The sequence below is a fragment of the Cognatishimia sp. WU-CL00825 genome (assembly GCF_040364665.1).
Classification (GTDB): Bacteria; Pseudomonadota; Alphaproteobacteria; order Rhodobacterales; family Rhodobacteraceae; genus Cognatishimia.
In genome coordinates, this window is record NZ_BAABWX010000001.1 from 183,708 (window position 1) to 206,360 (window position 22,653).

A 22,653-nucleotide genomic window follows, 5' to 3' on the forward strand; every position below is an offset into this window, starting at 1 on the left:
CCCGCATCTCAGGCCATTTTGGAATCAAAGTTCTCGCAAGGTTCTACTGAACCCGTGACCAGTTGATGCCTTCGACGTTCACTGTACGCTCATCCACGACCTGCACATTAAACTGCATGGGCGACTGCTGATGGGGCTGGCAATTGTTGCTTTGGTCACAAAGCATCTGGGGCGACCATTGGGTTGGGTTTACCGCAACAACAATACCGCTTTGCCCAGAAACCTGGGCCTGCCATGTGCCGACCACTTGCACCGGCCCAACCGAAGTCTCGGCATAGCTTTCATACTGGCCGTTATTGTCATAGGCCACCTTCATATGGATCATGCCATATTGCGACGGAAAGGACGCCTGCCAAACGCCCGTCATGAAAGACACCGCATCTGATCCACCGCCCTGATTTGGTCCGGGCTGCCCTTGACCGGTTTCGGCCTCAAGGATGGTTTTAGAGGCAAACTCCACGATGGAATAGCACATCGTGACTTTGCCAGCCCGCGGATCATACCAAGCGTTTATTTCCTGGCAGTCGCGGAATTCAATCTGCAGATCGCGTGGCCAAACAATCTCGTTTTCCAGCTCAACCATGATCTCTCGCAGGGTGCCATCGCCAAGTACCGCGGCAATAAAGCCGCCAACTTGCCCCTGAGAAGGTTGGAAACTCACATGAATTTTGCCGCCGGGTGTATTTGCGGGATGATCGCCGGGGCTATCTGGGCCCAAATCACGCGACACGGTTTTCAGTATGGTTTCCCAGGCTTGCAGCCGCTTGGCGTATTCCCCTTTGCATCGCTCGCGGGTGCGCGCATCCAGCTGAACCTTGGCTGCAATGGCTTCATAGCGGCTTGGATTTGATCCAAACAAAATGCAAAACGAATTGCGAAACCGTTTGATGTCGGGGCTATGTTCGTCTTGCCATGGGTTTTTTTGGCCGGATTGTTCGTTCCGCACACCGCTATAAAACCAATATAAAGAGGCAAATTCCGCGAGTTTTTGAACAAACAATTCCTCTTCCGGACTGTCAAAATCGCCTTCTTCGACCAGCGACGCAAGCACAAAGGCCGAGAACCCATCTGCGGTATCTTCTTCTGGCCCTGTGGCGGGCAGGTTGGTTTCACCAATCACCGCGTGGCCTAGTTCGTGAAAAAAGATGCCCAAAGTGGTGCCCAGCATGATTTGCGAGGCGTAGATGTCTTCTTGGCTCATCCCTTCAAAAGGATTGCCGCCTGTGGTGCCGGGTTGCTCTGGCTGCGGTGCCCCTCCTGTGCCATCAGCCACGGGACCGGGAAATTTTGGTTTTGGATCGTTCTGGGTGCCACCCGGGGTCGGGAACGGATTGGCCGCGGCAATTTGTTCGATCGTCAAACCATTATAGGCAAAGCGACCGGTGCCTATGGCGATTATGCCAAAGGTAGGTTCAAACCCAGCTTGATTGGTCAGCTGAAACACCGAAACATCATTCAGCAAAAGATCAATAGATGTCGGACTTTGACGCATGGTCAGAATGTCAGAGCCATCAAGACGTGCCCGCGCAACGGTCGAAGCCTCTTGTTGAAAGCCACTTGGGGTGCGGGTGAACTTAACCGCCGTGCCATCCTCTTTGATGGTAAAGGCGATATATTGATCATCTGCCTGTTTATTGACAATAAGCCCGACATAAGCGTCGCTTTCAGACAAAAGCATCACATTGGCATTCAACACCCGTTCGCCCTGTTCAACTGGGATCTGCGTGACGTGATAATACAGCACGGCCCCAGCTTCGGTTTGGTTGAAAAAATTGAACCAACCATCCTGTAACTTGGCCTCCCATGGCCCATTGACCCCAAGCGGCACAGTATCTGCCAAAGGCCCCAAATGCCGATCTAGTTGTGCCGCGGCCGGGCTGGCGAGGCCAAAGAAAACAGCGCATAGCAGCGCGACCCAGTTTTTTGGCGAATACATATTCTGTCCCCCTCTAAAACGAAATATTTCTTAAAAACGCGGGGCGGCCTTGGCAGTTATTTACAGCGATATTCTGCCGTCACGCCGTCTTCGGACCGGATCACAAACCCACCGTTTCGCATAACCAACTGCATATAAGTCGAGCGATGCGAGGCCCCGTTTATCCAGAATGCGCCGGTCCCTTGGGTCCCGCCGGTTAAGAAAACTTCAAAATTGATGATTTGTTGCTGACTGTTGCGCAGATCGCCAAAAAGCTGGACGGTTCCGGGCACCAGATGCCCCTGTCCAGTCATGAGGTAATAATAGATCTGTCGATAGCCCGCAGGTCCGGAGTTGCCAAAATTAGGACTATTCCACAGGCTCGCATAAACTTGACCTGCAATCCTGATGCCAGAAAATTCTGCTTCGCAGTGCATCTGCCCAAGCGGTGCTCCCTGGGCCAAAGCTGTGTTCCAAGAGGCACAGGCGATCCAAAGCGCCGCTGCCAGCCGTTTTGCGAAAGCTTTCCCCATCAGACCTCCCCTAACCGCATCAGCATAGCAGAAAAGGACAGTTTTCCCAAATTTGGGAACGGTTTGAACATTGGTGGCAGATCTGTTGCCGCGCTAACATGAGAGTTGCTTTGCGTGCCCAGACCAGCCCTGTGTATCCCTATTAGCGGCTATGGATTATCGGCGCAGCAGGTATATATCCATGATCCAGCCATGCTCGGCGCGGGCCTTGGCGCGGGCCTTGATGATGTCGTCGGCCACGTCAGACAGCGGCCCTTCGCACAGGATTTGCTGCGGCATGCCCACATAGGCCCCCCACCAGATCCGCACGCCATTGGGTTGCAGATGCTGAAAAGAACATTGACCGTCCAGCATGACTGCAACCGTATCTGCCCCCTGTGGCCAGCCTTGGTCGCGCAATTGTCGGCCGGTTGTGATGATCACCGGAGCGCCCAAATCGTTGAGCGGAATGGCATGCGCAGCAGTCAGCATCTGCAGCGATGTCACGCCGGGTACAACCGAAACAGACAGCGTCATGCCTTGCGCCAAAAGCCGCTCTGCGATCCGCAAAGTTGAATCGTAAAGCGACGGATCGCCCCAAACCATCAGGGCAACACAAAGGTCATCCCCAGGCTTCTGGCTGGCCTCAGCTGTGATCAACCCCGCCCAGATCGCAGCCAATTCATCATGCCAGGTGTTCACTCCATCCAGATATTTGGGCGTCTTTTCATCACGTTGCGGGTAATCAAATTCGACCACCTTTGGATTGGTCTGCAATATGTCGCGCACAATTATCCGGCGTACATCAGCAAGTTCAGTCTTTTCATCGCCCTTTCTGGGCAACAAAATCACATCCGCACCCTCAAGCGTGCGGATCGCCTGCAATGTCAAATGTTCGGGATTTCCGGAACCGATGCCAACCAACGACAGACGCATCATCCCGCTATTCCTCGGCCAATTCGCCAAACAAGATCAATCCCGGTGCCGAGGACACATCGCCAGCAAGTTGCTTGGCCAAGGCCTCCATGGTGGTACGTTCCAGGGTCTGATCCGGATGGCTGACGTTTTCGGCCAACAAGGCCGGGCAATCCCGGCGCAATCCGGTTTGAAACAGCTTTTCCGCCAATTCGGGAAAGGTGCGTTTGGGCATAAACAAAACCGTGGTCGCGCCAGTGTCTGCCAGGGCTTGCAGGTTCAGATCGCCGGGCAAAGCCCCCGCCACATCATGGCCAGTCACAAATTGCACCCGGCGCGCCACCAACCGACGCGTCAAAGGAATGCCAGCCGCCGCCGCTGCCGCGCAGGCCGAGGTGACACCGGGGATAATTTCATAAGAGATCCCAGCCGCCTTAAGCGCTGTGATCTCTTCTTCCAACCGGCCAAAAATCCCGCTGTCACCTGATTTCAACCGCACAACGCGTGCCCCGCCTGATGCGTAATCCACCAACAGTTGGCTGACATGATCCTGCTTAGGCGAAGGCCGTCCAGCACGTTTGCCCACGCCAACCAAATCAGCCTCAGATCCAGCATGTTCCAAAATCGGACCAGAGCTCAGATCATCAAATAAGATCGCATCCGCCTTGCCCAAACGGTCCACGGCCTTCACGGTCAACAGCTCGGGGTCGCCGGGGCCAGAGCTGACAAAACTAACAAATCCGCTCATCAAGATGCCTCTGCGATTAGGTGAAAGAACGTGCCGGTGACATTGCCTTTGACCGATCCGGTTTCCGGTACCGGATTGCCATCGGCATCGCCAACCTGCGCCAGGGGCGCGTCAGGTTCTTGCAAAATGGTGGAATAGTGAAATTCGTGCCCGCGCAGCTTTGCGCCAGCTTCAAAGCCTAACATCGGCGCATTCAATGTGGCCTGGCGATAGCCCAGGTGGAATTTGCGCTTTTCATAAGAGGTCACCAGCCCCAACAGCCCAGCCATCTGGTGGCGCGTGCCGTCTTTGTCAATCAGGGCCTCGCCCAGCGCCATATAGCCGCCGCATTCGCCATGCACGGGCTTGGATAGCGCATGGTCGCGCAGAGCCGCTTGGTAACGCGTTGCCGCCGCCAATTTGCCCGCGTGCAATTCCGGGTAGCCGCCTGGCAACCAAACCAGATCAGCATCTGCGTCAGGCGCTTCATCTGCCAGGGGCGAAAACGGCATGATGACAGCCCCCGCAGCGCGCCAACCTTCGACCAAATGCGGATAGGTGAAACTGAACGCCGCGTCCTGTGCCATCGCAATGCGCTGTGCGGGCGGTTTGGGCAACGCTCCTGATTGCGCCGGACCCGAGGCCGCCGCATCGCGGATCGCGTCCAAATCAACATTGTCGCGTAAAAACGTTGCATAACCGGCAATTGCGGCTTCCAAGTCAGGGTGTTCTGAGGCTTGGATCAACCCCAAATGTCGCTCTGGCAGAGCCAGATCACCGCGCCGTGGCAGCACCCCCAGAACCTTTACGCCCGCATGGTCCATGCCCAATCGCGCCAAACGTTCGTGGCGCGGGCTGGCGCAGCGGTTCAAAATCACACCGGCAAACGGCACATCTGGATTATAACTCTTGAACCCAAGAGCTGTGGCCGCCGCAGATTGCGCCTGACCGCCCACATCAATCACCAAAACAACCGGCCAACCCATTTTCAGGGCGGTTTCCGCCGAGGATCCAAACCCTGTTTCGCCGCGTGTCGCAACCCCGTCAAACAGCCCCATAGAGCCTTCGGCAATCACGATATCCGCGCCCGTAGATTGATCGGCCACGCCGCCAATCAAAGTCGGGTTCATCGCCCAAGTGTCAAAATTAAACGAAGGCCGCCCTGCTGCCGCACGGTGAAACGCCGGATCAATATAGTCCGGCCCGGATTTAAACGGCTGCACCTTAAGACCATCCTCGGCCAAGGCCCGCAACAAACCCAACATCACGGTTGTTTTACCAGTGCCAGACGAGGGCGCAGAAATCATCAATCCCGGAGGCCGCGTAGTCATATCAGTCATCTCCATGGTTCCAGCTTGACCAGGGGCTTTCAGCCGTCTGAGGGCGATAGCGCCGATCATAATCTGTGGCGTATAAACAGCTTTCCTCAAATCCTTCACCCGCCAACGCGGGGCCAACAAGGATCAAAGCGGTGCGTGTCACATGTTCAGGCGTATCCGCCTTTAATTGCTGCAAATTTGTGCGAATGATCTCTTGGTCAGGCCAGCTTGCACGATACACCACCGCGACCGGACACGCCGCACCATAAGCCGGGGTCAGGTCCGCAATCACCGCATCCAAATTGCCAATCGACAGGTGTATAGCCAGGGTTGCGCCGGTCGCTGCAAAGTTTTGCAGACTTTCACCCTCTGGCATGGTCGAGGCGCGGCCAGGCGTGCGGGTCAGAACCACAGATTGCGCCAGACCTGGCAGGGTTAATTCGGTCTGCAAAGCCGCAGCCGCCGCCGCAAAACTTGGCACGCCAGGGGTCACAGACACTGCAATGCCCTCGGCTTTTAGACGGCGGATTTGTTCACCCATGGCTGACCACACCGACAGATCGCCGGAATGCAGACGTGCCACATCGTGGCCCGCCGCCTCTGCGGCCTTGCACTCGGCAACAATGGCGTCCAGATCCAACGGTGCGGTATTCACCAACTTCGCGTCCTCAGGACAATGCGCCAATATCTCTTTGGGCACCAAAGAGCCCGCATATAGACAGACCTTGCAAGCCGCGATCAGGTCACGCCCGCGCAGGGTGATCAGATCCGCTGCACCGGGGCCTGCGCCGATGAAATGAACGGTCATGATGCGATTCCTTTTGCCGGTCTCTTTGCCACAGCACATGTGGCCATTCGGTCAGACGAAATTTGCCGCGTTGCTATCAGCTGGCTTTCTGCGCCAGCAACCACCAAAGCGCAAGCCTCTGCCACGCTACCGGTGCCGCGTTTTTCAATCACGCGCTGGGCCTGGGTTGGTGTGGTGATTGCCGTCATATCCTTGGCAGAAACACGATGCACAGGCAACGCCGTGGTCTGCGCCAATTCGGTGACACATGCGGCATCCGCTTTGTCTGCGGGCACAGCAATTGCATCCACGACCGCGCCGATCTGCGCCAGCGCATCTTTCAGACTGTCCAAAGTGGCAGCCTGCCTAAATCCAAACCCAGCGACAATCATAGGCTCACACTCCATTGCACAATCGGATAGCTGGCTTTCCAGCCGCGTTTTCGGCCCAAAGGCTTGCTTTCGCTCAGTTCGATCCGCAGCAAGGTCCCGCCTTTTGCCGCGTGCCAATCCGCCAACAGCATTTCCGCCTCAAGCGTGACGCCATTGGCCACCAAACGCACACCTGCGGGCACGTTTTCCCAAATCCAATCCAGCATTTCGGCGCTGATGCCGCCGCCGATAAAAATCGCATCCGGCATTGGCAATCCCGCCAATGCCTCTGGTGCTGCGCCGGTTACGACATTCAGACGCTCCAACCCCAATTGCGCAGCATTGGCGCGGATACGACTGGCCCGCGACGGGTCGATTTCAATCGCCGTGGCCTTTGTGGTGGGATGGGTCATCAGCCATTCCAACCCAATAGACCCAGAGCCGCCGCCAATGTCCCACAAATGTTCCGTCGGACGCGGCGCAAGTGCCGACAGCGTCAAAGCCCGCACCGGCCGCTTGGTGATCTGACCATCATTGTCAAACAGCGTGTCAGGACGCCCAGTTGCCAGCGGCATAACCGCGCCTTGGCCGGTAACTTCCAGCGCCACACAGACCGGATGGGCAATATCGCTTGGAATGTTGGTTGCCAGACAGCCACGAATACGTTCGCGCGGCCCCCCAAGCGCCTCTAGAATATGCACCGTTGTGGCACCAAAGCCCTGTTCTGTCAGCCAAGCGCCCAGCTGCTGCACCGCAGCGCCGTCGCGCATGGTTGCAATCATGCGCGCGCCAGGGAACATGGATGAATGTAACCGTTCAAACGGGGCTGCATGAAATCCAAAACATGGGGTTTTCTCTAGCGGCCACCCGAGTGCCGCCGCCGCCAAAGACATTGTCGATGGCGCAGGCAAGGTGCGCCATTCATCCGCTTGCAATTCTTTGACCAAAACTGCGCCAGCCCCGTGCCAAAACGGATCGCCCGAGGCCAAAGCCACCACACGGCGGCCCCTGTAAGACATCACAACCGGAACCCCATCGGCAAAAGGCACGGGCCAGGTCACCAATTTGGCGGTAAGTTTGGGCAACAGCGACAGATGCCGTTTTGCGCCCATAATAATTTCTGCATTTTCCAGCGCGGCAAGGCTTGCAGGTGGCAAGCCATCTGGGCCATCTTCGCCCAACCCAACAATGGTCAACCACGCGGACCTGTCAGCGAAAGAAGCGGTCTTAGACATGACAATGCGTCTCCTTATTCTCGGCGGCACCACCGAAGCCAGCACTCTGGCCCAAGCGGTGGCCGATCGGGGTCTGAACGCGGTGTTTTCCTATGCTGGGCGCGTGCATACACCGCGCAGCCAGCCGATCCCACATCGGGTGGGTGGCTTTGGTGGCGTTGCCGGTCTTGCGGGGTATCTGCGCGACCATAACATCAGCCACGTGATTGACGCGACACATCCGTTTGCCGCGCAAATGAGCTGGAACGCCTTTCACGCCTGTCAGCAAACAATGACGCCGCTGATCGCCTTGACGCGCCCGCCGTGGCAGGCTCAAGCAGGGGACAATTGGCAAAACGTGGCGGACATCGACGGCGCGGTCGCAGCCTTGCAAGGGCCGGCCCAGCGGATCATGCTGGCGCTTGGCCGGTTGCATATGAATGCCTTTGCCGCCCAAGCCCAACACCACTATGTGTTGCGACTGGTGGATGCGCCGAGTACGCCACCCGCCTTGCCCAACCACCAAGTGATTGTGGCGCGCGGCCCGTTTGAAACCGCAGGTGATATTGCCCTGTTTCAGGACCACAAGATCGATCTGATTGTCTGCAAAAACGCCGGCGGGCAGGGGGCCGAGGCCAAAATCCATGCCGCCCGCGCGCTGGGCCTGCCGATCCTGATGATCAACCGCCCTGATTTGCCACCGCGCAAGGCCGTGGCCACAGCCGAAGAGATTTTCGACTGGCTTGACCATCAGCCAGCAACCGATCGCGGCGTATAGACCAAAGGCGCGCCATCGCGCTCGATAATCCGGGTTTGTGACGACCCAAGCAAAACCACCGTGCGCATATCGGCCATCTCTTCGGTGACTTTGGTCAATGGCACTATCTTGATCGTCTGATCTGGCCGCGACACGTTGCGCGCAAAAATCATTGGGCGGTCATCGCCACAAGCCTCTTGCAGCGCTTTTAGGGCCTTAGCAAAACCCTCGGGGCGCGATTTTGAACGCGGATTATAAAACGCCATGGCAAAATCCGCCTCAGCCGCCAGCCGTAAACGCTTTTCGATCAAGGCCCAGGGCTTCATATTGTCTGACAGATTTATGGCGCAGAAATCATGGCCCAAAGGCGCGCCACATGCCGCCGAAGCCGCCAACATTGCCGTGATGCCGGGCAACACCCGAATATCCAAATCACGCCATGCCGTGTCGCCATGTTCAACCGCTTCTAGAACCGCCGCCGCCATGGCAAACACACCCGGATCGCCGGACGAGACCACAACAACGCGCTTGCCCGCCGCTGCCATTTCCAACGCATGTCGCGAGCGGTCAATTTCAACCCGATTGTCGCTTGGGTGCAAGGTCAACCCGTCGCGCGCTGCGATGCGCTCTACATAGGGGATATACCCAACGATATCAGTGGCGTCTTCGATGGCACTTGTGACCTCGGGCGTGACCAAAGCGTCATTTCCAGGACCGATGCCGACGATGGTGACCCAGCCGGGCCCTTGGCCACTCACGGGCGACGCCCCTGACCGTGCACGACGATGATTGAAAAATATGGCGTCACTTTTTCAGTCATCTCAGACAGCTTGCACACAGTCTGTTTGGCCATGGTGGCAAATTGCACCAAATAGGCTTGCTCATATTTGCCACCGGTTTTTAACGCGCGCACCACTTTGTCAAAATTGGTGCCGATCTTCATGATCACCAAAGCATCCGTGTCGCGAATATGCTGCTCTAGTTTGTCTTCTGAATGGGTGCCCATGATCACGGTCAGCACGTCGTCGCCCCAAGTGATCGGCGCGCCGGTAGCTGTCCACGCACCTGACATGCCAGTGATGGCCGGCACCACATCAACCGGCACGCTGTCTTTGACGCGGGAATAAATATGCATGAAAGACCCATAGAAAAACGGATCACCTTCGCACAGCACCACCACATCTTCGCCCGACTGCGCCAGCGCAATCAAATGACCGGTCACTTCGGCATAAAACGCGCTCAGCATTTCGTTATAGCGTGGATCTGTCAACGGGATTTCAGTTGTAACCGGGTATTCCATCGGGAATTCGATCACGTTTTCAGGAAGCATTCCATTCACGATTTGTCGCGCTTGGCCTTTGCGGCCCGCCTTGCGGAAAAAGGCGACATGTTTGGCGTTGCGGATCAATCGATCCGATTTCACACTCATCAACTCTTGATCGCCTGGCCCAAGGCCAACGCCGTAAATCGTACCTGTCATGACTATTCCTTCCGGCTGGCGATGGCGTTGATGGCCGCGACCGTCATGGCCGACCCACCCAGACGCCCCTCAACAATCATGCAAGGCACCGGTTGATCAGCCCAAAGCGCGTCTTTGGATTCAGCCGCGCCAATAAAGCCCACTGGACAGCCGATAATCGCTGCCGGGCGCGGACAATCGGGATCTTGCAGCATATTCAGCAGGTGAAACAAAGCGGTCGGCGCATTGCCAATCGCCACAATCGCGCCGCCCAGACGGTCGCGCCAATGTTCCAGCGCGGCCGCAGATCGGGTGTTGCCCATTTCTTTGGCCAGCGCGTGAATGCCTTCGGCATGTAGGGTACAGATCACTTCGTTATCAGCGGGCAGGCGCGGGCGGGTCACGCCTTCGGACACCATGCGCGCATCGCAAAAAATCGGCGCGCCGTCTTCCATAGCTTTGCGCGCAGCCGCCACCATGCCGGGGGTGAATTTGACGTGTTCTTCCAAGCCGACCATGCCGCAGGCATGCACCATGCGCACCGCAACCTGTTCTTCATCTTTGTCAAATCGGCCCAGATTGGCCTCGCGCCGGATGGTGGCAAAGCTTTCATCATAGATGGCCTGGCCATTCTGTTCGTAGGTGTAGGGCATCACAACTCTCCGATGCGGTCGATAAGGTCATTGGGGGCAAGGCCGCTTTGCTGGGGCTCATCCCATGGAAGCCCATTGCGAACAAGATCAAATGCGCCGTTGCGCCCCACCAGAGTGGTGTGACAGGGGCGCGGATGGGCACAGCCTTTGGCACAGCCACTGACATGCAGCGGGCCTTTGATTTTTGCAGCCAGGGCGCGGGCCACAGCATGGGTGTTCACCGATGCGCTGCCACAGAGCGGCGCGCCGGGGCAGGCGCTGACATGCAGCAGCGGATCATCCGCAGCGGTGATAAACTTGGGTGATGGCACAGGCTCTGCGTCGTCTAACAGAAATAGCCGCCAGGGGGTTACACGCAGCGCGCTGCCTTGGCTGGTCTCGATGAGATTTCGCAACTCTGCAGCCTTGATCTGCCCAAAGGCAGCCCCATAGGTTTGCCCCAAAGCGTTTGGTCCTGGCGTCGCTTGATAGGGCTTTAAGACCGCAGGGCTGTCTTGCCAGACCGCGGGCAAATCCACCCCGTCAATATGGCGCGCCATTCGCTTAGAGCGTGCGCCGCCTGTGCTGACAAACCACTCCGCCAGTTTTATGGCCTGATCCAATGCGTCATCCGGCGTCACCAAACGGCCAAATACGGCCCCATCTGCGCGCAAAATCAGACCCTGCGCGGTTTGCTCAAACCGAATGTCGGCTGATTGCGCCTGCAGCACAGGCGATTGGGCCGTGTCGATGGCAAAACCAAATTTCGCCGGCAATTGCGGGAAGTCGGCCAGCCGATCATACAACTCTGCCGCCAACTTATGCGCCAGATCGCCGTCAGTCCAAAAGGGCGTGATCAACACATTGCGCCGCCCCTCGATCGCCGGATCATCCGGCAACAGCCCCAGCCCATTTAACGCCGTCAGCAAAGCCGCGTGGTCTGACTCTTTAACACCGCGAATTTGCAGATTGGCGCGGCTGGTCAAATCCATCACACCCGAGCCAAATTCCAACGCCAGATCGCACAACCCAATCGCTTGATCCCGCGTCAGCCGCGCAAACATTGGCCGCACCCGCACCACCAACCCATCGCCCGACATCATCGGTTGATAGGCTCCGGGGCACCAGCCCTTGGCGCTGGGGCGCGTCAAATCACCGTCTCCAGATCCGCCAGGATCGAATTGCGCCGTGTCTGCCACAGCCCCGCGGCATGCAATTCAGCAAACCGGTCGCGCATTGCGGCCAAAGCCTGCGGATTCTCATGTTCCAAAAACGCCACAACCGCGTCCTGACCCAAGGTCGCCTCGTGATAGGCATCAAACAGCGCCGGATGCACCGCATCTGCCAAATGCGCAAAGGCCGCCATATGCTCGAGCGTCGCGGCAATTTCAGCCCCGCCACGAAAGCCGTGCCGCATCATCCCAGCCAGCCACTCTGGGTTGGTCGCCCGCGCATGCACCACGCGCGCCACCTCTTCATCCAGCGCCCGCGCCCGAGGACGATCCGGCACTGTGCTGTCAAGATGATACAGCGCCGCCTTGCCACCCGTCACCGCCTGCGCGGCGGCAAACCCGGCCTCGTGGGCAGCATAATCTTGCGCCAGCAAAATGTCGGTCTCTGGCATGTCCTGCAAATGCACAAAGCTATCGGCGGCTTGGACCCGGTCACGAATGCCATCGCCGTCCTGCCACGGCTGATCTTTGTCCAATGCCCAGGACGAGGCTGACAACCAAGCCTCGCCAGCGCGTGTGCGACCCGCGTCGCCATAGTCATTCAGATGTCCCATGCCCACGCCATAACTGCCCGGCGCTGGCCCATAGACCCGTGGTGCGGCGATCGCCCCCACAAATGGGTTCCAATCGGCGGCTTCATCCCGATCCGCGAGGGCGCGAACGGCTTGGGAAAACAACGCCGACAATGTCGGGAATACATCGCGAAACAATCCAGAGACCCGCAAAGTCACGTCAATCCGTGGGCGCTCCAGCATGGCAATCGGCAAGATCTCAACGCCAGACACCCGCTCTGATCCTTCGTCCCAGACCGGTTTGGCCCCCAGCAAATGCAACGCCATCGCAAATTCCTCGCCCGCCGTGCGCATGGTGGCTGATCCCCACAGATCGACAATCAGGTTTTTGGGGTAATCGCCTTCGTCCTGCAAATGTCGCCGCACCAATTCTTCGGCCAGAACCACCCCCTGCGCATAAGCAGATCGGGTGGGCACAGACCGTGGGTCGGTGGTGAACAGATTGCGCCCGGTGGGCAATACATCGGTGCGCCCCCGATAGGGCGACCCAGAGGGGCCAGCCGCAATGCGCTTGCCCGCCAAAACCCGCAACAACCCTTCGCGCTCTGACACCGCCGAGGGAGCTGCATCAAAGGCCGCTTGGCCCACAGGCGCGCGGCCGTAGACATGCAGCCCATCGCCAAATTGGCTTTCTTTGATGTCACAAACAAACGTATCAATCCGGGTGATGGCCTCGGCCAAAGACGTTGCCGCACCCAGGCCCAATTGGTCTGACAATCCCAATGCGTCGGCTTCTGATCTGATACCATCCTGCAGCCGATCCCGGCGCTTTGGGTCCAGACCATCCGCATTGGAAAACTCATCCAGCAGATTCTCAAGAAACGCAAACTTCTGCGGTGCTTCGCTTGCTTTCAAGGGCGGCGGCACATGGCCCAAGGTCACAGCGCCAATGCGCCGCTTGGCCTGCGCCGCTTCGCCGGGGTCATTCACGATAAACGGGTAAATCACCGGCATATGCCCGGTCAAAACCTCGGGCCAGCAGTCTTTGGATAAGGCAACGGATTTTCCCGGTAGCCATTCCAGAGTCCCATGCGCGCCCACATGCACCAAAGCATGTGCGCCAAACTGTTGCCGTACCCACAGATAAAACGCCACATAAGAATGGCGCGGCGTGCGGGCAAGGTCATGATATTCATCTTCGCGCACATCTTCTGAACCGCGCTCTGGCTGCAGGGCCACCAGAACCTTGCCGCGCTTAACAACCGAAAACTCAAACGCGCCATCCACGACCAGATCATCGGCAAAAGCATCGCCCCAGACCGTCGCCAAATCATCGCGCAAGGTTTGCGGCAGGGCCACCAAAGCTGCCTGATAGTCAGAAACAGACCAGCGCAGCCGTTCGGTGCTCAATGCCCCAGCCAGTGGCGTGCCATGGGCCACGTCAAACCCATCATCGCGCAGGTCATCCAAGATTGCCTCGGCACTCGCCAAAGCATCCAACCCAACCGCATGGGCCATATTCCAATCAGCCCCCGGATAGGTCGACAACACACAGGCCACGCGCTTTTCAGCCGCAGGCAAAGTCGCCAAATCCACCCATTTAGAAACCTTTTCAACCACCGCCGAAATGCGATCTGCAACCGCACGATGGCCAAAGCGCGAATATTCAAGCTGCGGGTCTTTCTTGCCGGGTTCCTTAAAGCTGGTCACCCCGGCAAACAAACGCCCGTCAACTTCGGGCAACACAACATGCATCGCCAGATCAGCCGGGGCCAGACCGCGTTCGGCCTCTTGCCAGGCTTTGCGGCGAGAGGTTGCCAATGCCACCTGAAATACCGGCGCGTTGGTGGCATCAAGCGGCGAAACCCCGTCGGTTCCCTTGCCGGAAAACGCCGTAGCATTCACCACAGCGCTGGGCTGTAAATCGCGCAGCGTCTGGGCAATCCAAGCGGCGGCCTCTGGTTGCTTCAAGGTCGGGGCAAACAGCCCCAAAACGTCAAAGCCACGCGCCTCAAACTGTTGGGCAAGCGCTTCTACCGGGGCCAGATCCGCAGAGCTGAGGTAAGACCGATAAAACGTTAGCACAATCAGCGGCCTGTCACTTTGACGTTGTGCTGCGCAGATCCCATTCGCCAATGACCAAGTGCCAAACAATGGCAAAGCTTTGCTGCCCACCACCGGTTTGGCATACAAGCCAGCGGCCAAAGCCAATTGCGCCAAGGCGGCCTGTGCCGCCACCGCGCCGCCGGTGTCACACAGGTGGGCCAGTCGATCCAAAGTGGATTTGGGCAGGGTCGAGACATCGTCCAGCCGTGTGTCTGGCCGCCCGTCTGCGGGCAAAATGGCCAAAGCCACACCTTTGCGCCGTGCCAAGTCCTGCAATTGTTGAATGCCATAGGCCCAATAGGGAATGCCACCAATCAACCGCACCAGCACAGCCTTTGCACCCTCTAGGGTTTGCTCGACATAGGTATCCACTGACAGCGGGTGTTTTAAAGCGGCCAGATTGGCCAGCCGCAACGAGGGCAGATCGCCGTCTGCTCTATGCCATCCTGCCGCGAAAGCCCCAAGGTCACTGTCGGAAAACGACAAGACAACCAAATCGGCCGGGCTTTGGCCCAGATCCGTTGGGGTCTCAGATTCCTCTAACCCGTGACTTTCGCGAAAGACGACATGCATAGGGTTTAATCCACCAGCGCCGCGCGAATGGCTTCCTTGTTTACGTCGTCATGTTCCGCAATCACGACAACGCGCCCTTTACGGCCTTCTTCAGCTTTCCAAGGGCGATCAAACTGGTGCCGCACCCGCGCGCCCACGGCCTGCACCAGCAAACGCATCGGTTTGCCCTGCACCGCCGCATAGCCTTTGACTCGCAGAATGTTCTGATCTTTGGCCAAACGCTCGATCCGTTCGGCAAAAGACACCGCATCAACCTGTTCTGGCAAATCAATCACGACACTTTCAAAATCGTCATGCTCGTGATCATGGTGCCCATCGTGATGGCTGGGCCGTGCGTCCATGTCATCCTCGGCCGCCGCATTCAGCCCCAAAATAATCCGTGGGTCCACCACGCCTTCGGCCACTTCAACAACCGGAATAGGACGCGGCGATTCAGCGGCAATCACCTCTTTTGCCTTTGCAACACCCTCAGGCCCAGCCAAATCAGGCTTGGTCAGCAAAATGATGTCCGCACAAGAAATCTGATCCTCAAACACCTCTGACAATGGGGTTTCGTGGTCAATGCTGTCATCCGCTTCGCGCTGGGCATCCACCCGCGCCACATCAGTGGCAAAACGACCCGCAGCCACAGCCTCGGCATCCGCCAAAGCAATCACGCCATCCACGGTGATCTTGCTGCGAATATCAGGCCAGTCAAAGGCCTTTAGCAATGGCTTTGGCAAGGCCAATCCCGAAGTCTCGATGATGATATGCTCGGGCCGCGGCTCCAGCGCCATCAACGCCTCGATGGTCGGAATGAAATCATCTGCCACCGTGCAGCAGATACAGCCGTTAGACAGCTCCATGATGTTTTCAGCCGGGCAATCCGGGATCGCGCAAGATTTCAAAATCTCGCCATCCACGCCCACATCGCCAAATTCATTAACCACCACAGCCAAACGCCTGCCCTGCGGATTTTGCATCAGGTTGCGCACCAAAGTTGTCTTCCCTGCGCCCAAAAAGCCAGTGATCACGGTGACGGGTAGTTTCTCAAGGTTGCTCATAAGTCTCTCTCACTCGGGCAGAACAAGCGGCGGAATGCGCGCGATACAATTTTTGCGGAAATGAACAGAACGGGTGCGCCATGGCACAAGCCCATCTGCGGTGTCGGCGTATTTCACGATGCCGTCATGCACCAGCTCGGCGTCATCCGCGCCAGTGAAATTGCCATAAACATAGGTCCAACGTGCGTCGCCGCCACGCACCGCCACCGAACAACCGCTGTCACAATTGCTGAGGCATTCAACCGATTTCACAGTCACATGCGCAGGCCACTCGCGTTCCATCAGGGCGGATGCCAGTTGCGCACCGGGACGCGGGCCTTCGATATTTGTGGGCTGTCCCGCACGGCAGGTCGCACAGACCAGCAGCTCAACAGGGGCCAGATCGCGAGCCAATTCAACAGTCACTATTTGTCTCTCCAAATCTCAGGAGGACAAGGGCGATAGGGCGGGGACGTGCAATACGTTTTCCCGACACCGGAACACCCCGTCCGGTTTCATGTCTTTCTGCGCTGGCAGGTCTCCCGGCTTGCGGATACCAAGGCCAAGGCCCTGTCGCTTTCCCAACCTTCCCGGCGCATTGCCAGTGGTCTGCGGAAAAACTCTCCGGTCACGGTCGCGGGGGCGGCTGCGCTTGGGATCTATCAAATCCTGTCGCATTCCCTTTTCACCTGTATTACCTACAGGAACCAACCAGACGGAAATGCGCGATAGGGCGTAACGAGTCAAGGACAGAGGATAGCACCGTGAGCGATAACACCGAGCAAAACGCCCGCCACACAGAGAAAATGAAGAAAATCAAGGCCGCGCGCGATCGCCTGATGGCCACCAAGACCGAAGAAAAAGGTCTGATCATGGTCCATACTGGCCCCGGCAAAGGCAAAAGCTCGTCTGGATTCGGCATGATCATGCGCTCGATCTCCCACGGCATGCCCTGCGCGGTGGTGCAATTCATCAAAGGCGCGATGGCCACCGGCGAACGCGACTTTCTGGAAACCCATTTCCCGGCTGAATGTAAGTTCTTTGTCTCTGGCGAAGGCTTTACTTGGGAAACCCAAGACCGCGAACGCGACATCGCCAAAGCCGAAGCTGGCTGGGAAAAAGCCAAAGAGCTGATCCGCGACGAGACCAACCGATTTGTCCTGCTGGATGAAATCAACATCGCCCTGCGCAATGACTATCTGAACATCGATGATGTGGTGGAATTCCTGCTGGAAGAAAAACCCGCCATGACCCACGTGTGTTTGACCGGCCGCAATGCAAAACCCGAACTGATCGAGGCGGCAGATTTGGTGACAGAAATGACGCTGGTGAAACATCCGTTTAGGGACGGTATTAAGGCGCAGAAGGGTGTGGAGTATTAATGCTTGAGGGTAGCAAAACCAAAATCAGCGTAAGTTCGATCGGTCAGTTCAATACCGTCGCTTGAACTGACCAGAGAGCCGACTGCCATTAACAATCCAAACAAATCTCGGGCAAGATCTTCGTCTTCTCCCTCCAAGTCATAAAATACGTTTCGGTCATATTTGATGTTTTCGAGCATCCTCAAATAAATGTTTCGCTTTGCGAAACGATCATAGGATTGACCGTAAGTTGTCATGTGCTCGGTCTCTACAAAGTTTCTTATTTTCGTAGCTACAGGATCATCAAATATGAATGCACTATCCTTTGTCGCTTCGAAAATTTTCACTTTTTCTCTTAGCTCAGCAAGTTCCAAGGCAGCAGAACCGTCAATCACGGTGTCACTCCTTACCCACCCTACAGCGTTTGTCCGTTTCTTTATGTCGGCCAATGCTACAAATGCCTCAAGGCCTAATTCTTTGGCTGTCTCCCAAAATCGAACGAGTTTTTGCTCGGTGAGTTTAGCTCTAAATTTCTCTAACGCGGCCCTGCCTCTATCCGAATTCTCAATAAACTCCCCCTTCAACTCATTAAACGGATCCCTATGCAGCAAGCGTATGATCGGCTTCCCAATTTCAATGGCATAATCATATTCCATCTCGGTATAGCTCAGCCCGGTTTCAGGATGGATTGACCCATAGCGCCCTGCCGAAATCAGGATGTAATAATCTGACTGATCAATGATCGTTTTGATGAATTCAAACTGCTCTTCATCCGCTGCCGGAAACAACTCCATCCCTGCCGGAAAGCAATCAGCCCGCAACAGTGCTTGCGAAACTTCTTGCCGTGCATTTTGCAAATCCTGATATGTGGACGAGATAAAAACTTGAAAGCGCTTTTCCATAGTCAGTCTAAATTCCAAATCCTAAAATCGCGTTAAACCTGTGAGTAATTCAGGGGGAGGTCAAGGCGATCTGAATTGTTTGCCCCCCTTAGCCCCGCAAAATATTTTCTTAAAATTTTTCCATTGTACGTTTCAGCCCGCCAAACGTACAAATCGTACGACTCATCGCGACGCAACAGGGCGTATTCCATGACCAAATCCATCATGATCCAGGGCACCGGCAGCAATGTTGGAAAATCCATGTTGGTGGCCGGCTTGTGTCGTGCAGCCTTGCGTCGGGGCCTGTCGGTGGCTCCGTTTAAACCGCAAAATATGTCGAATAATGCGGCGGTTACGGCAGATGGTGGTGAAATTGGCCGGGCGCAGGCGCTTCAGGCTTTGGCCTGTAAAATCCCGTTAACCGTGCATATGAACCCGGTGCTTCTTAAACCCGAATCAGATGTAGGATCGCAAATCGTCCTACAGGGTAAACGTTTCGCAACCGCTAAGGCCCGCGAATATGCAACGTTGAAACCGCAGTTGATGGAACGGGTACTTGAAAGCTTTAGTCTGTTGAAATCACAGCACGATTTGGTGATTGTCGAAGGCGCAGGCAGCCCTGCTGAAATAAATCTGCGCAACGGCGACATCGCGAATATGGGATTCGCCCAAGCCGCTGATGTGCCGGTAATTTTGGCAGGCGATATTGACCGGGGCGGGGTGATTGCCCAGATCGTTGGCACCCAAGCGGTGATCGATCCGTCAGATGCTGACCTTATAAAAGGGTTTATTATCAATAAGTTTCGCGGTGACCCTACGTTGTTTGACGATGGCTATGCGATGATCGGGCAGCGCACCGGATGGCGTGGCTTTGGGGTTCTGCCCTATTTTTCAGAGGCCTGGAAATTGCCTGCCGAAGATGCGCTCGACCTTCAAGGCACTCAAAACAAAGGGAAAATCCATATTGTCTGTTTGGGCTTGTCGCGCATTGCCAATTTTGACGACCTTGATCCGCTGGCCCAAGAACCAGACGTGCGTCTGACCATGCTGCGCGCAGGCCAAGCCATCCCAGGCGACGCCACCCTTGTGATCATTCCTGGCAGCAAATCCACCCGCGCAGATCTGGCGTTTTTGCGCGCCCAAGGCTGGGACATTGACCTGCAGGCGCATGTGCGACGCGGGGGGCATGTATTGGGAATTTGTGGTGGATATCAAATGCTTGGAGATAGTATCTCTGACCCAGAGGGCATTGAAGGCACGCCGGGAACCACCAAAGGATTGGGCCTGTTGCAGGTGCAAACCACCATGTCAAATGACAAGCGCCTGACCGAAACCCAGGCGGTCCACGCGGCCACTGGTCAGGGGTTCAGTGGCTATGAAATTCACATAGGGCGCACAGATGGACCAGATCGGAAAACCCCATTTGCCACCGTCACTAACCGCCCCGAAGGGGCCACAAATGGCCATATTTCTGGCAGCTACCTGCATGGTATGTTCAGCGATGATGGCTTTCGCGCGGCGTTTTTGCAAAACCTTGGTGCGGTGGTTAGCGGTGCCTCTTACGCGGCCACGGTGGATACGACGCTAGAGTCGCTTGCGGATCACATAGAGGCCCATCTAGATGTTGAAAGCATTTTGAATACAGCAGCTTAGGAGCGTTTTGTGCGTCCAGTTTAGCTGCAGTCTTGCCTTCGGGAATGGCTTGGGAAATAGTGCGGCAACTGACCTTAGCAGATTGCGTTCAATGTTCTCACGTTTGTGGCTCATATTGGGACTGGCGTTTTGGCTACCGGCATCGGTGGCGCGCGCCGAGGTGACTGTTTTCGCTGCGGCAAGTCTGCGCGGTGCGCTTGATCAAGTGAATGCCGCCTATTGGGCTGCTCAGAACAACGCAACGGATGTCACGGTCTCCTATGCAAGCAGCGCGGCTTTGGCCCGGCAAATCCAGCAAGGCGCTCCCGCTGATATTTTCATTTCTGCAAATCAGGAATGGATGCAGGTTTTGGTGGATGACGCGCTGACAGTCGCTGGCAGTCAGGTGATATTGCTGCGCAACCGGCTGGCCCTGATTGCGGATCCACAAGAGGATGTTTTTCCGATCTCAGCCTTGGCGGAACGCTTACAAGATGGCAATTTGGCCATGGGTTTTGTCAATGCTGTGCCAGCAGGAATTTATGGAAAACGCGCGTTGCAAAAGCTAGATTTGTGGCAAGATGTGCAGCCCTATGTTGTGCAAACCGACAACGTGCGCGCAGCCTTGGCTTTGGTGGCCTTGCAAGAAGCGCGATATGGCATTGTCTACGCCAGTGACGCAGAGGCAGCCCCCAATGTTGCGGTACTTCATATATTCTCAGAGAGTCATGCCGGCCCCATAAATTACCCAGCTGTGGCGCTGAGAAAAACGCCTAATGTGCTGGAATATTTAGATTTTCTCCAATCAGTGCGCGCACAAAAAATATTCGCGCAGCACGGTTTTATCACAGGGGCGGGGCAATGAATTCGGTGACCGCCTTTTTGGGGCCCGAAGGCTGGCAGGCCGTCGCTTTGTCCCTCAAGGTTTCTTTTTGGGCGACATTGCTGTCATTGCCAATCGCAATCTATGTCGCCTTTATCTTGGCTCGCAAAAGATTTTGGGGCAAACAAATCCTAAACGGGTTGGTGCATTTGCCACTGATTTTACCACCAGTTGTCACCGGTTATCTGTTGCTTTTGACCTTAGGTCGCAAAGCACCGCTTGGGGCCTGGCTTGAACAAAGCTTTGGGTTGGTGTTTGCCTTTCGCTGGACCGGCGCGGCAGTGGCTGCGGCGATCATGGGCTTTCCCCTGATGGTGCGGGCAATACGGTTGGCCATCGAGGCTGTCGACCCCAAACTGGAACAGGCGGCGGCCACATTGGGCGCAGGGCGTATCTATGTATTTTGTGTGATCACGTTGCCCCTGATTTTGCCCGGTGTCATCGCCGGTGCGGTCTTGGGGTTTGCAAAAGCGCTGGGCGAATTTGGGGCCACCATTACCTTTGTGTCAAATATCCCAGGCCAAACCCAGACATTGCCCTCGGCGATCTATACATTTCTGCAAGTACCCGGAGGCGAGACACAGGCCCTGCGCCTGGTGATCATGTCAGTGCTTCTTGCGATGTCAGCCCTTATTGCCTCTGAATACTTGGCGCGACGTGTGGCAAAAAGGAGTCGTGGCACATGAGCCTTTCCGTCTCGTTAGCCCATGATTTTGGCGGTTTCTGCTTAAATGCCAGCTTTGAAGCCCCACAGGGGCTGACCGCGATATTTGGTCCGTCGGGATCTGGTAAAACCAGTATTGTCAATGCGTTGTCTGGTCTTTTGACGCCACAGCAGGGACGCATTGTGATGAATGACGCTGTGTTTCTGGATACCTCGCAACGACTTGTCATGCCGGTGCACAAACGGCGGCTGGGTTATGTGTTTCAAGATGCGCGTTTGTTTCCCCATATGAACGTTGCGCGCAACCTAGATTTTGGACGGCGTGCGCAACGCTTGCCCAAATCCAAAGAGACATTTGAGCAAGTTTTGGCGTTGCTGGGTTTAGAGGGGCTTTTGCTGCGCGCCCCAAATCAGCTGTCGGGGGGCGAAAAACAAAGGGTGGCCATTGGCCGGGCGCTGTTGTCTCATCCACAACTTTTGTTATTGGACGAACCTTTGGCGGCTCTGGACGAAGCGCGTAAACAGGAAATTATGCCCTATTTGGAACGTCTCAGGGATGTGTCCGAAATCCCGATCCTCTATGTTAGCCACTCTGTGTCCGAAGTGGCGCGTTTGGCCACCACCGTTGTTGCGATTCAAAATGGCAAGGTGCTAAGGGCAGGGCCCGCGGCGCAGGTCTTTGCAGATCCAGAAGCTGTGCCCGCGCTTGGCGACGCGGCTGCCGGTGCGATTTTAGAGGCAAAGGTCACAGCGCATCACGCCGATGGAATGACCGAATTGTCGGTGGATGGGGCAAGGCTTTTCTTGCCGCAGATAGCCGCCCAGCCCGGCAGCGCGTTGCGTGTGCGGGTACGCGCCCAAGACGTAATGTTAAGCCTGAGTGAACCACAGGGTGTCTCTGCCCTCAATATTATTCATGGCCACATCTCTGCGTTATCGCCTGGGCAAAACGCCGGTGTTTGGGTTCAAATCCGGTGCGGTTCACAGGTGATCCTATCCCGGGTGACACAGCGATCAGCCACAGCATTGCAGTTGGCTCAGGGCATGCCGATTTACGCTGTGATCAAATCTGTATCGGTTGCGCAAAATGATATTGGCGCCGTGTCCTCTAGCGCGTCCCTGCCGGGCCAAACGGGGGCCTAAGATCCAACGGGTGTGAAACATCCAAAACTGCACGCG

General features: G+C 56.4%; 22 protein-coding genes and 1 riboswitch. Of the genes, 6 read left to right on the forward strand and 16 right to left on the reverse strand.

Features of this window, described 5'->3' with window-relative positions:
- Window positions 1-43: 43 nt before the first annotated feature.
- The 8 genes from ABXG94_RS00865 to cbiE form a co-directional block, all read right to left on the reverse strand.
- Window positions 44-1,936, reverse strand: coding sequence for a DUF4344 domain-containing metallopeptidase (locus tag ABXG94_RS00865; protein ID WP_353531760.1), 1,893 nt, complete (start codon window positions 1,934-1,936; stop codon window positions 44-46).
- A gap of 56 nt (window positions 1,937-1,992) precedes the next feature.
- Window positions 1,993-2,448, reverse strand: a complete 456-nt coding sequence (locus tag ABXG94_RS00870) for a hypothetical protein (RefSeq protein ID WP_353531761.1) — start codon at window positions 2,446-2,448, stop codon at window positions 1,993-1,995.
- Between the two features lie 156 nt (window positions 2,449-2,604).
- Window positions 2,605-3,366, reverse strand: coding sequence for a precorrin-6A synthase (deacetylating) (gene cobF / locus ABXG94_RS00875; protein WP_353531762.1), 762 nt, complete (start codon window positions 3,364-3,366; stop codon window positions 2,605-2,607).
- A gap of 4 nt (window positions 3,367-3,370) precedes the next feature.
- On the reverse strand, window positions 3,371-4,090 hold the full coding sequence (gene cobA / locus ABXG94_RS00880; protein ID WP_353531763.1) for a uroporphyrinogen-III C-methyltransferase: 720 nt from the start codon (window positions 4,088-4,090) through the stop codon (window positions 3,371-3,373).
- The gene (locus tag ABXG94_RS00885; RefSeq protein WP_353533976.1) at window positions 4,090-5,400 is read right to left on the reverse strand and encodes a cobyrinic acid a,c-diamide synthase CobB; all 1,311 of its coding nucleotides are present in this window, start codon (window positions 5,398-5,400) and stop codon (window positions 4,090-4,092) included. The genes cobA and ABXG94_RS00885 overlap by 1 nt, the downstream gene beginning before the upstream one ends.
- Before the next feature lies 1 nt (window position 5,401).
- Window positions 5,402-6,196, reverse strand: coding sequence for a precorrin-4 C(11)-methyltransferase (gene cobM / locus ABXG94_RS00890; RefSeq protein WP_353531764.1), 795 nt, complete (start codon window positions 6,194-6,196; stop codon window positions 5,402-5,404).
- On the reverse strand, window positions 6,193-6,567 hold the full coding sequence (locus ABXG94_RS00895; RefSeq protein ID WP_353531765.1) for a cobalamin biosynthesis protein: 375 nt from the start codon (window positions 6,565-6,567) through the stop codon (window positions 6,193-6,195). Before ABXG94_RS00895 ends, cobM begins: the two co-directional genes overlap by 4 nt.
- Window positions 6,564-7,781: a precorrin-6y C5,15-methyltransferase (decarboxylating) subunit CbiE gene (gene cbiE, locus ABXG94_RS00900; protein ID WP_353531766.1), complete on the reverse strand. Its 1,218-nt coding sequence runs from the start codon at window positions 7,779-7,781 to the stop codon at window positions 6,564-6,566. The genes ABXG94_RS00895 and cbiE overlap by 4 nt, the downstream gene beginning before the upstream one ends.
- Here cbiE and ABXG94_RS00905 point away from each other — a divergent pair.
- Window positions 7,780-8,538, forward strand: coding sequence for a cobalt-precorrin-6A reductase (locus tag ABXG94_RS00905; protein ID WP_353531767.1), 759 nt, complete (start codon window positions 7,780-7,782; stop codon window positions 8,536-8,538). The genes cbiE and ABXG94_RS00905 overlap by 2 nt on opposite strands.
- On the opposite strand, the gene cobJ is transcribed toward ABXG94_RS00905, so the two are convergent.
- The 7 genes from cobJ to ABXG94_RS00940 are packed head-to-tail and all read right to left on the reverse strand — an operon-like array spanning window position 8,511 to window position 16,479.
- Window positions 8,511-9,275 carry a precorrin-3B C(17)-methyltransferase gene (gene cobJ / locus ABXG94_RS00910; RefSeq protein ID WP_353531768.1) on the reverse strand — a complete coding sequence of 255 codons (765 nt, stop codon included), beginning with the start codon at window positions 9,273-9,275 and terminating at the stop codon, window positions 8,511-8,513. The genes ABXG94_RS00905 and cobJ overlap by 28 nt on opposite strands.
- Window positions 9,272-9,997: a precorrin-2 C(20)-methyltransferase gene (gene cobI / locus ABXG94_RS00915; protein WP_353531769.1), complete on the reverse strand. Its 726-nt coding sequence runs from the start codon at window positions 9,995-9,997 to the stop codon at window positions 9,272-9,274. Before cobI ends, cobJ begins: the two co-directional genes overlap by 4 nt.
- A gap of 2 nt (window positions 9,998-9,999) precedes the next feature.
- Window positions 10,000-10,629 carry a precorrin-8X methylmutase gene (locus tag ABXG94_RS00920; RefSeq protein ID WP_353531770.1) on the reverse strand — a complete coding sequence of 210 codons (630 nt, stop codon included), beginning with the start codon at window positions 10,627-10,629 and terminating at the stop codon, window positions 10,000-10,002.
- The gene (locus ABXG94_RS00925) at window positions 10,629-11,759 is read right to left on the reverse strand and encodes a ferredoxin-like domain-containing protein (protein ID WP_353531771.1); all 1,131 of its coding nucleotides are present in this window, start codon (window positions 11,757-11,759) and stop codon (window positions 10,629-10,631) included. Before ABXG94_RS00925 ends, ABXG94_RS00920 begins: the two co-directional genes overlap by 1 nt.
- Window positions 11,756-15,031 (reverse strand): cobaltochelatase subunit CobN, encoded by a 3,276-nt coding sequence (gene cobN, locus ABXG94_RS00930; protein WP_353531772.1) that lies wholly within the window; start codon window positions 15,029-15,031, stop codon window positions 11,756-11,758. The genes ABXG94_RS00925 and cobN overlap by 4 nt, the downstream gene beginning before the upstream one ends.
- Before the next feature lie 5 nt (window positions 15,032-15,036).
- On the reverse strand, window positions 15,037-16,074 hold the full coding sequence (cobW, locus tag ABXG94_RS00935) for a cobalamin biosynthesis protein CobW (RefSeq protein ID WP_353531773.1): 1,038 nt from the start codon (window positions 16,072-16,074) through the stop codon (window positions 15,037-15,039).
- 9 nt (window positions 16,075-16,083) lie between these two features.
- Window positions 16,084-16,479 (reverse strand): DUF1636 family protein, encoded by a 396-nt coding sequence (locus ABXG94_RS00940; protein ID WP_353531774.1) that lies wholly within the window; start codon window positions 16,477-16,479, stop codon window positions 16,084-16,086.
- 89 nt (window positions 16,480-16,568) lie between these two features.
- Window positions 16,569-16,780, reverse strand: a riboswitch (cobalamin riboswitch).
- Window positions 16,781-16,817: 37 nt separating this feature from the next.
- On the opposite strand from ABXG94_RS00940, the gene cobO reads away from it, so the two are divergent.
- On the forward strand, window positions 16,818-17,435 hold the full coding sequence (gene cobO / locus ABXG94_RS00945; RefSeq protein ID WP_353531775.1) for a cob(I)yrinic acid a,c-diamide adenosyltransferase: 618 nt from the start codon (window positions 16,818-16,820) through the stop codon (window positions 17,433-17,435).
- On the opposite strand, the gene ABXG94_RS00950 is transcribed toward cobO, so the two are convergent.
- Window positions 17,432-18,316 (reverse strand): DUF4062 domain-containing protein, encoded by an 885-nt coding sequence (locus tag ABXG94_RS00950; RefSeq protein ID WP_353531776.1) that lies wholly within the window; start codon window positions 18,314-18,316, stop codon window positions 17,432-17,434. The two genes, cobO and ABXG94_RS00950, sit on opposite strands and share 4 nt — an antisense overlap.
- A gap of 189 nt (window positions 18,317-18,505) precedes the next feature.
- On the opposite strand from ABXG94_RS00950, the gene ABXG94_RS00955 reads away from it, so the two are divergent.
- The 4 genes from ABXG94_RS00955 to modC all read left to right on the forward strand — a co-directional run bounded on the left by ABXG94_RS00955 (window position 18,506) and on the right by modC (window position 22,617).
- A complete protein-coding gene (locus tag ABXG94_RS00955; RefSeq protein WP_353531777.1) occupies window positions 18,506-19,948 on the forward strand; it encodes a cobyric acid synthase in 1,443 nt (480 codons plus the stop codon).
- A 91-nt stretch (window positions 19,949-20,039) separates the two neighbouring features.
- On the forward strand, window positions 20,040-20,792 hold the full coding sequence (gene modA / locus ABXG94_RS00960) for a molybdate ABC transporter substrate-binding protein (RefSeq protein ID WP_353531778.1): 753 nt from the start codon (window positions 20,040-20,042) through the stop codon (window positions 20,790-20,792).
- A complete protein-coding gene (gene modB / locus ABXG94_RS00965) occupies window positions 20,789-21,496 on the forward strand; it encodes a molybdate ABC transporter permease subunit (protein WP_353531779.1) in 708 nt (235 codons plus the stop codon). The genes modA and modB overlap by 4 nt, the downstream gene beginning before the upstream one ends.
- Window positions 21,493-22,617: a molybdenum ABC transporter ATP-binding protein gene (modC, locus tag ABXG94_RS00970; protein ID WP_353531780.1), complete on the forward strand. Its 1,125-nt coding sequence runs from the start codon at window positions 21,493-21,495 to the stop codon at window positions 22,615-22,617. The genes modB and modC overlap by 4 nt, the downstream gene beginning before the upstream one ends.
- The last annotated feature ends 36 nt before the right edge of the window (window positions 22,618-22,653 follow it).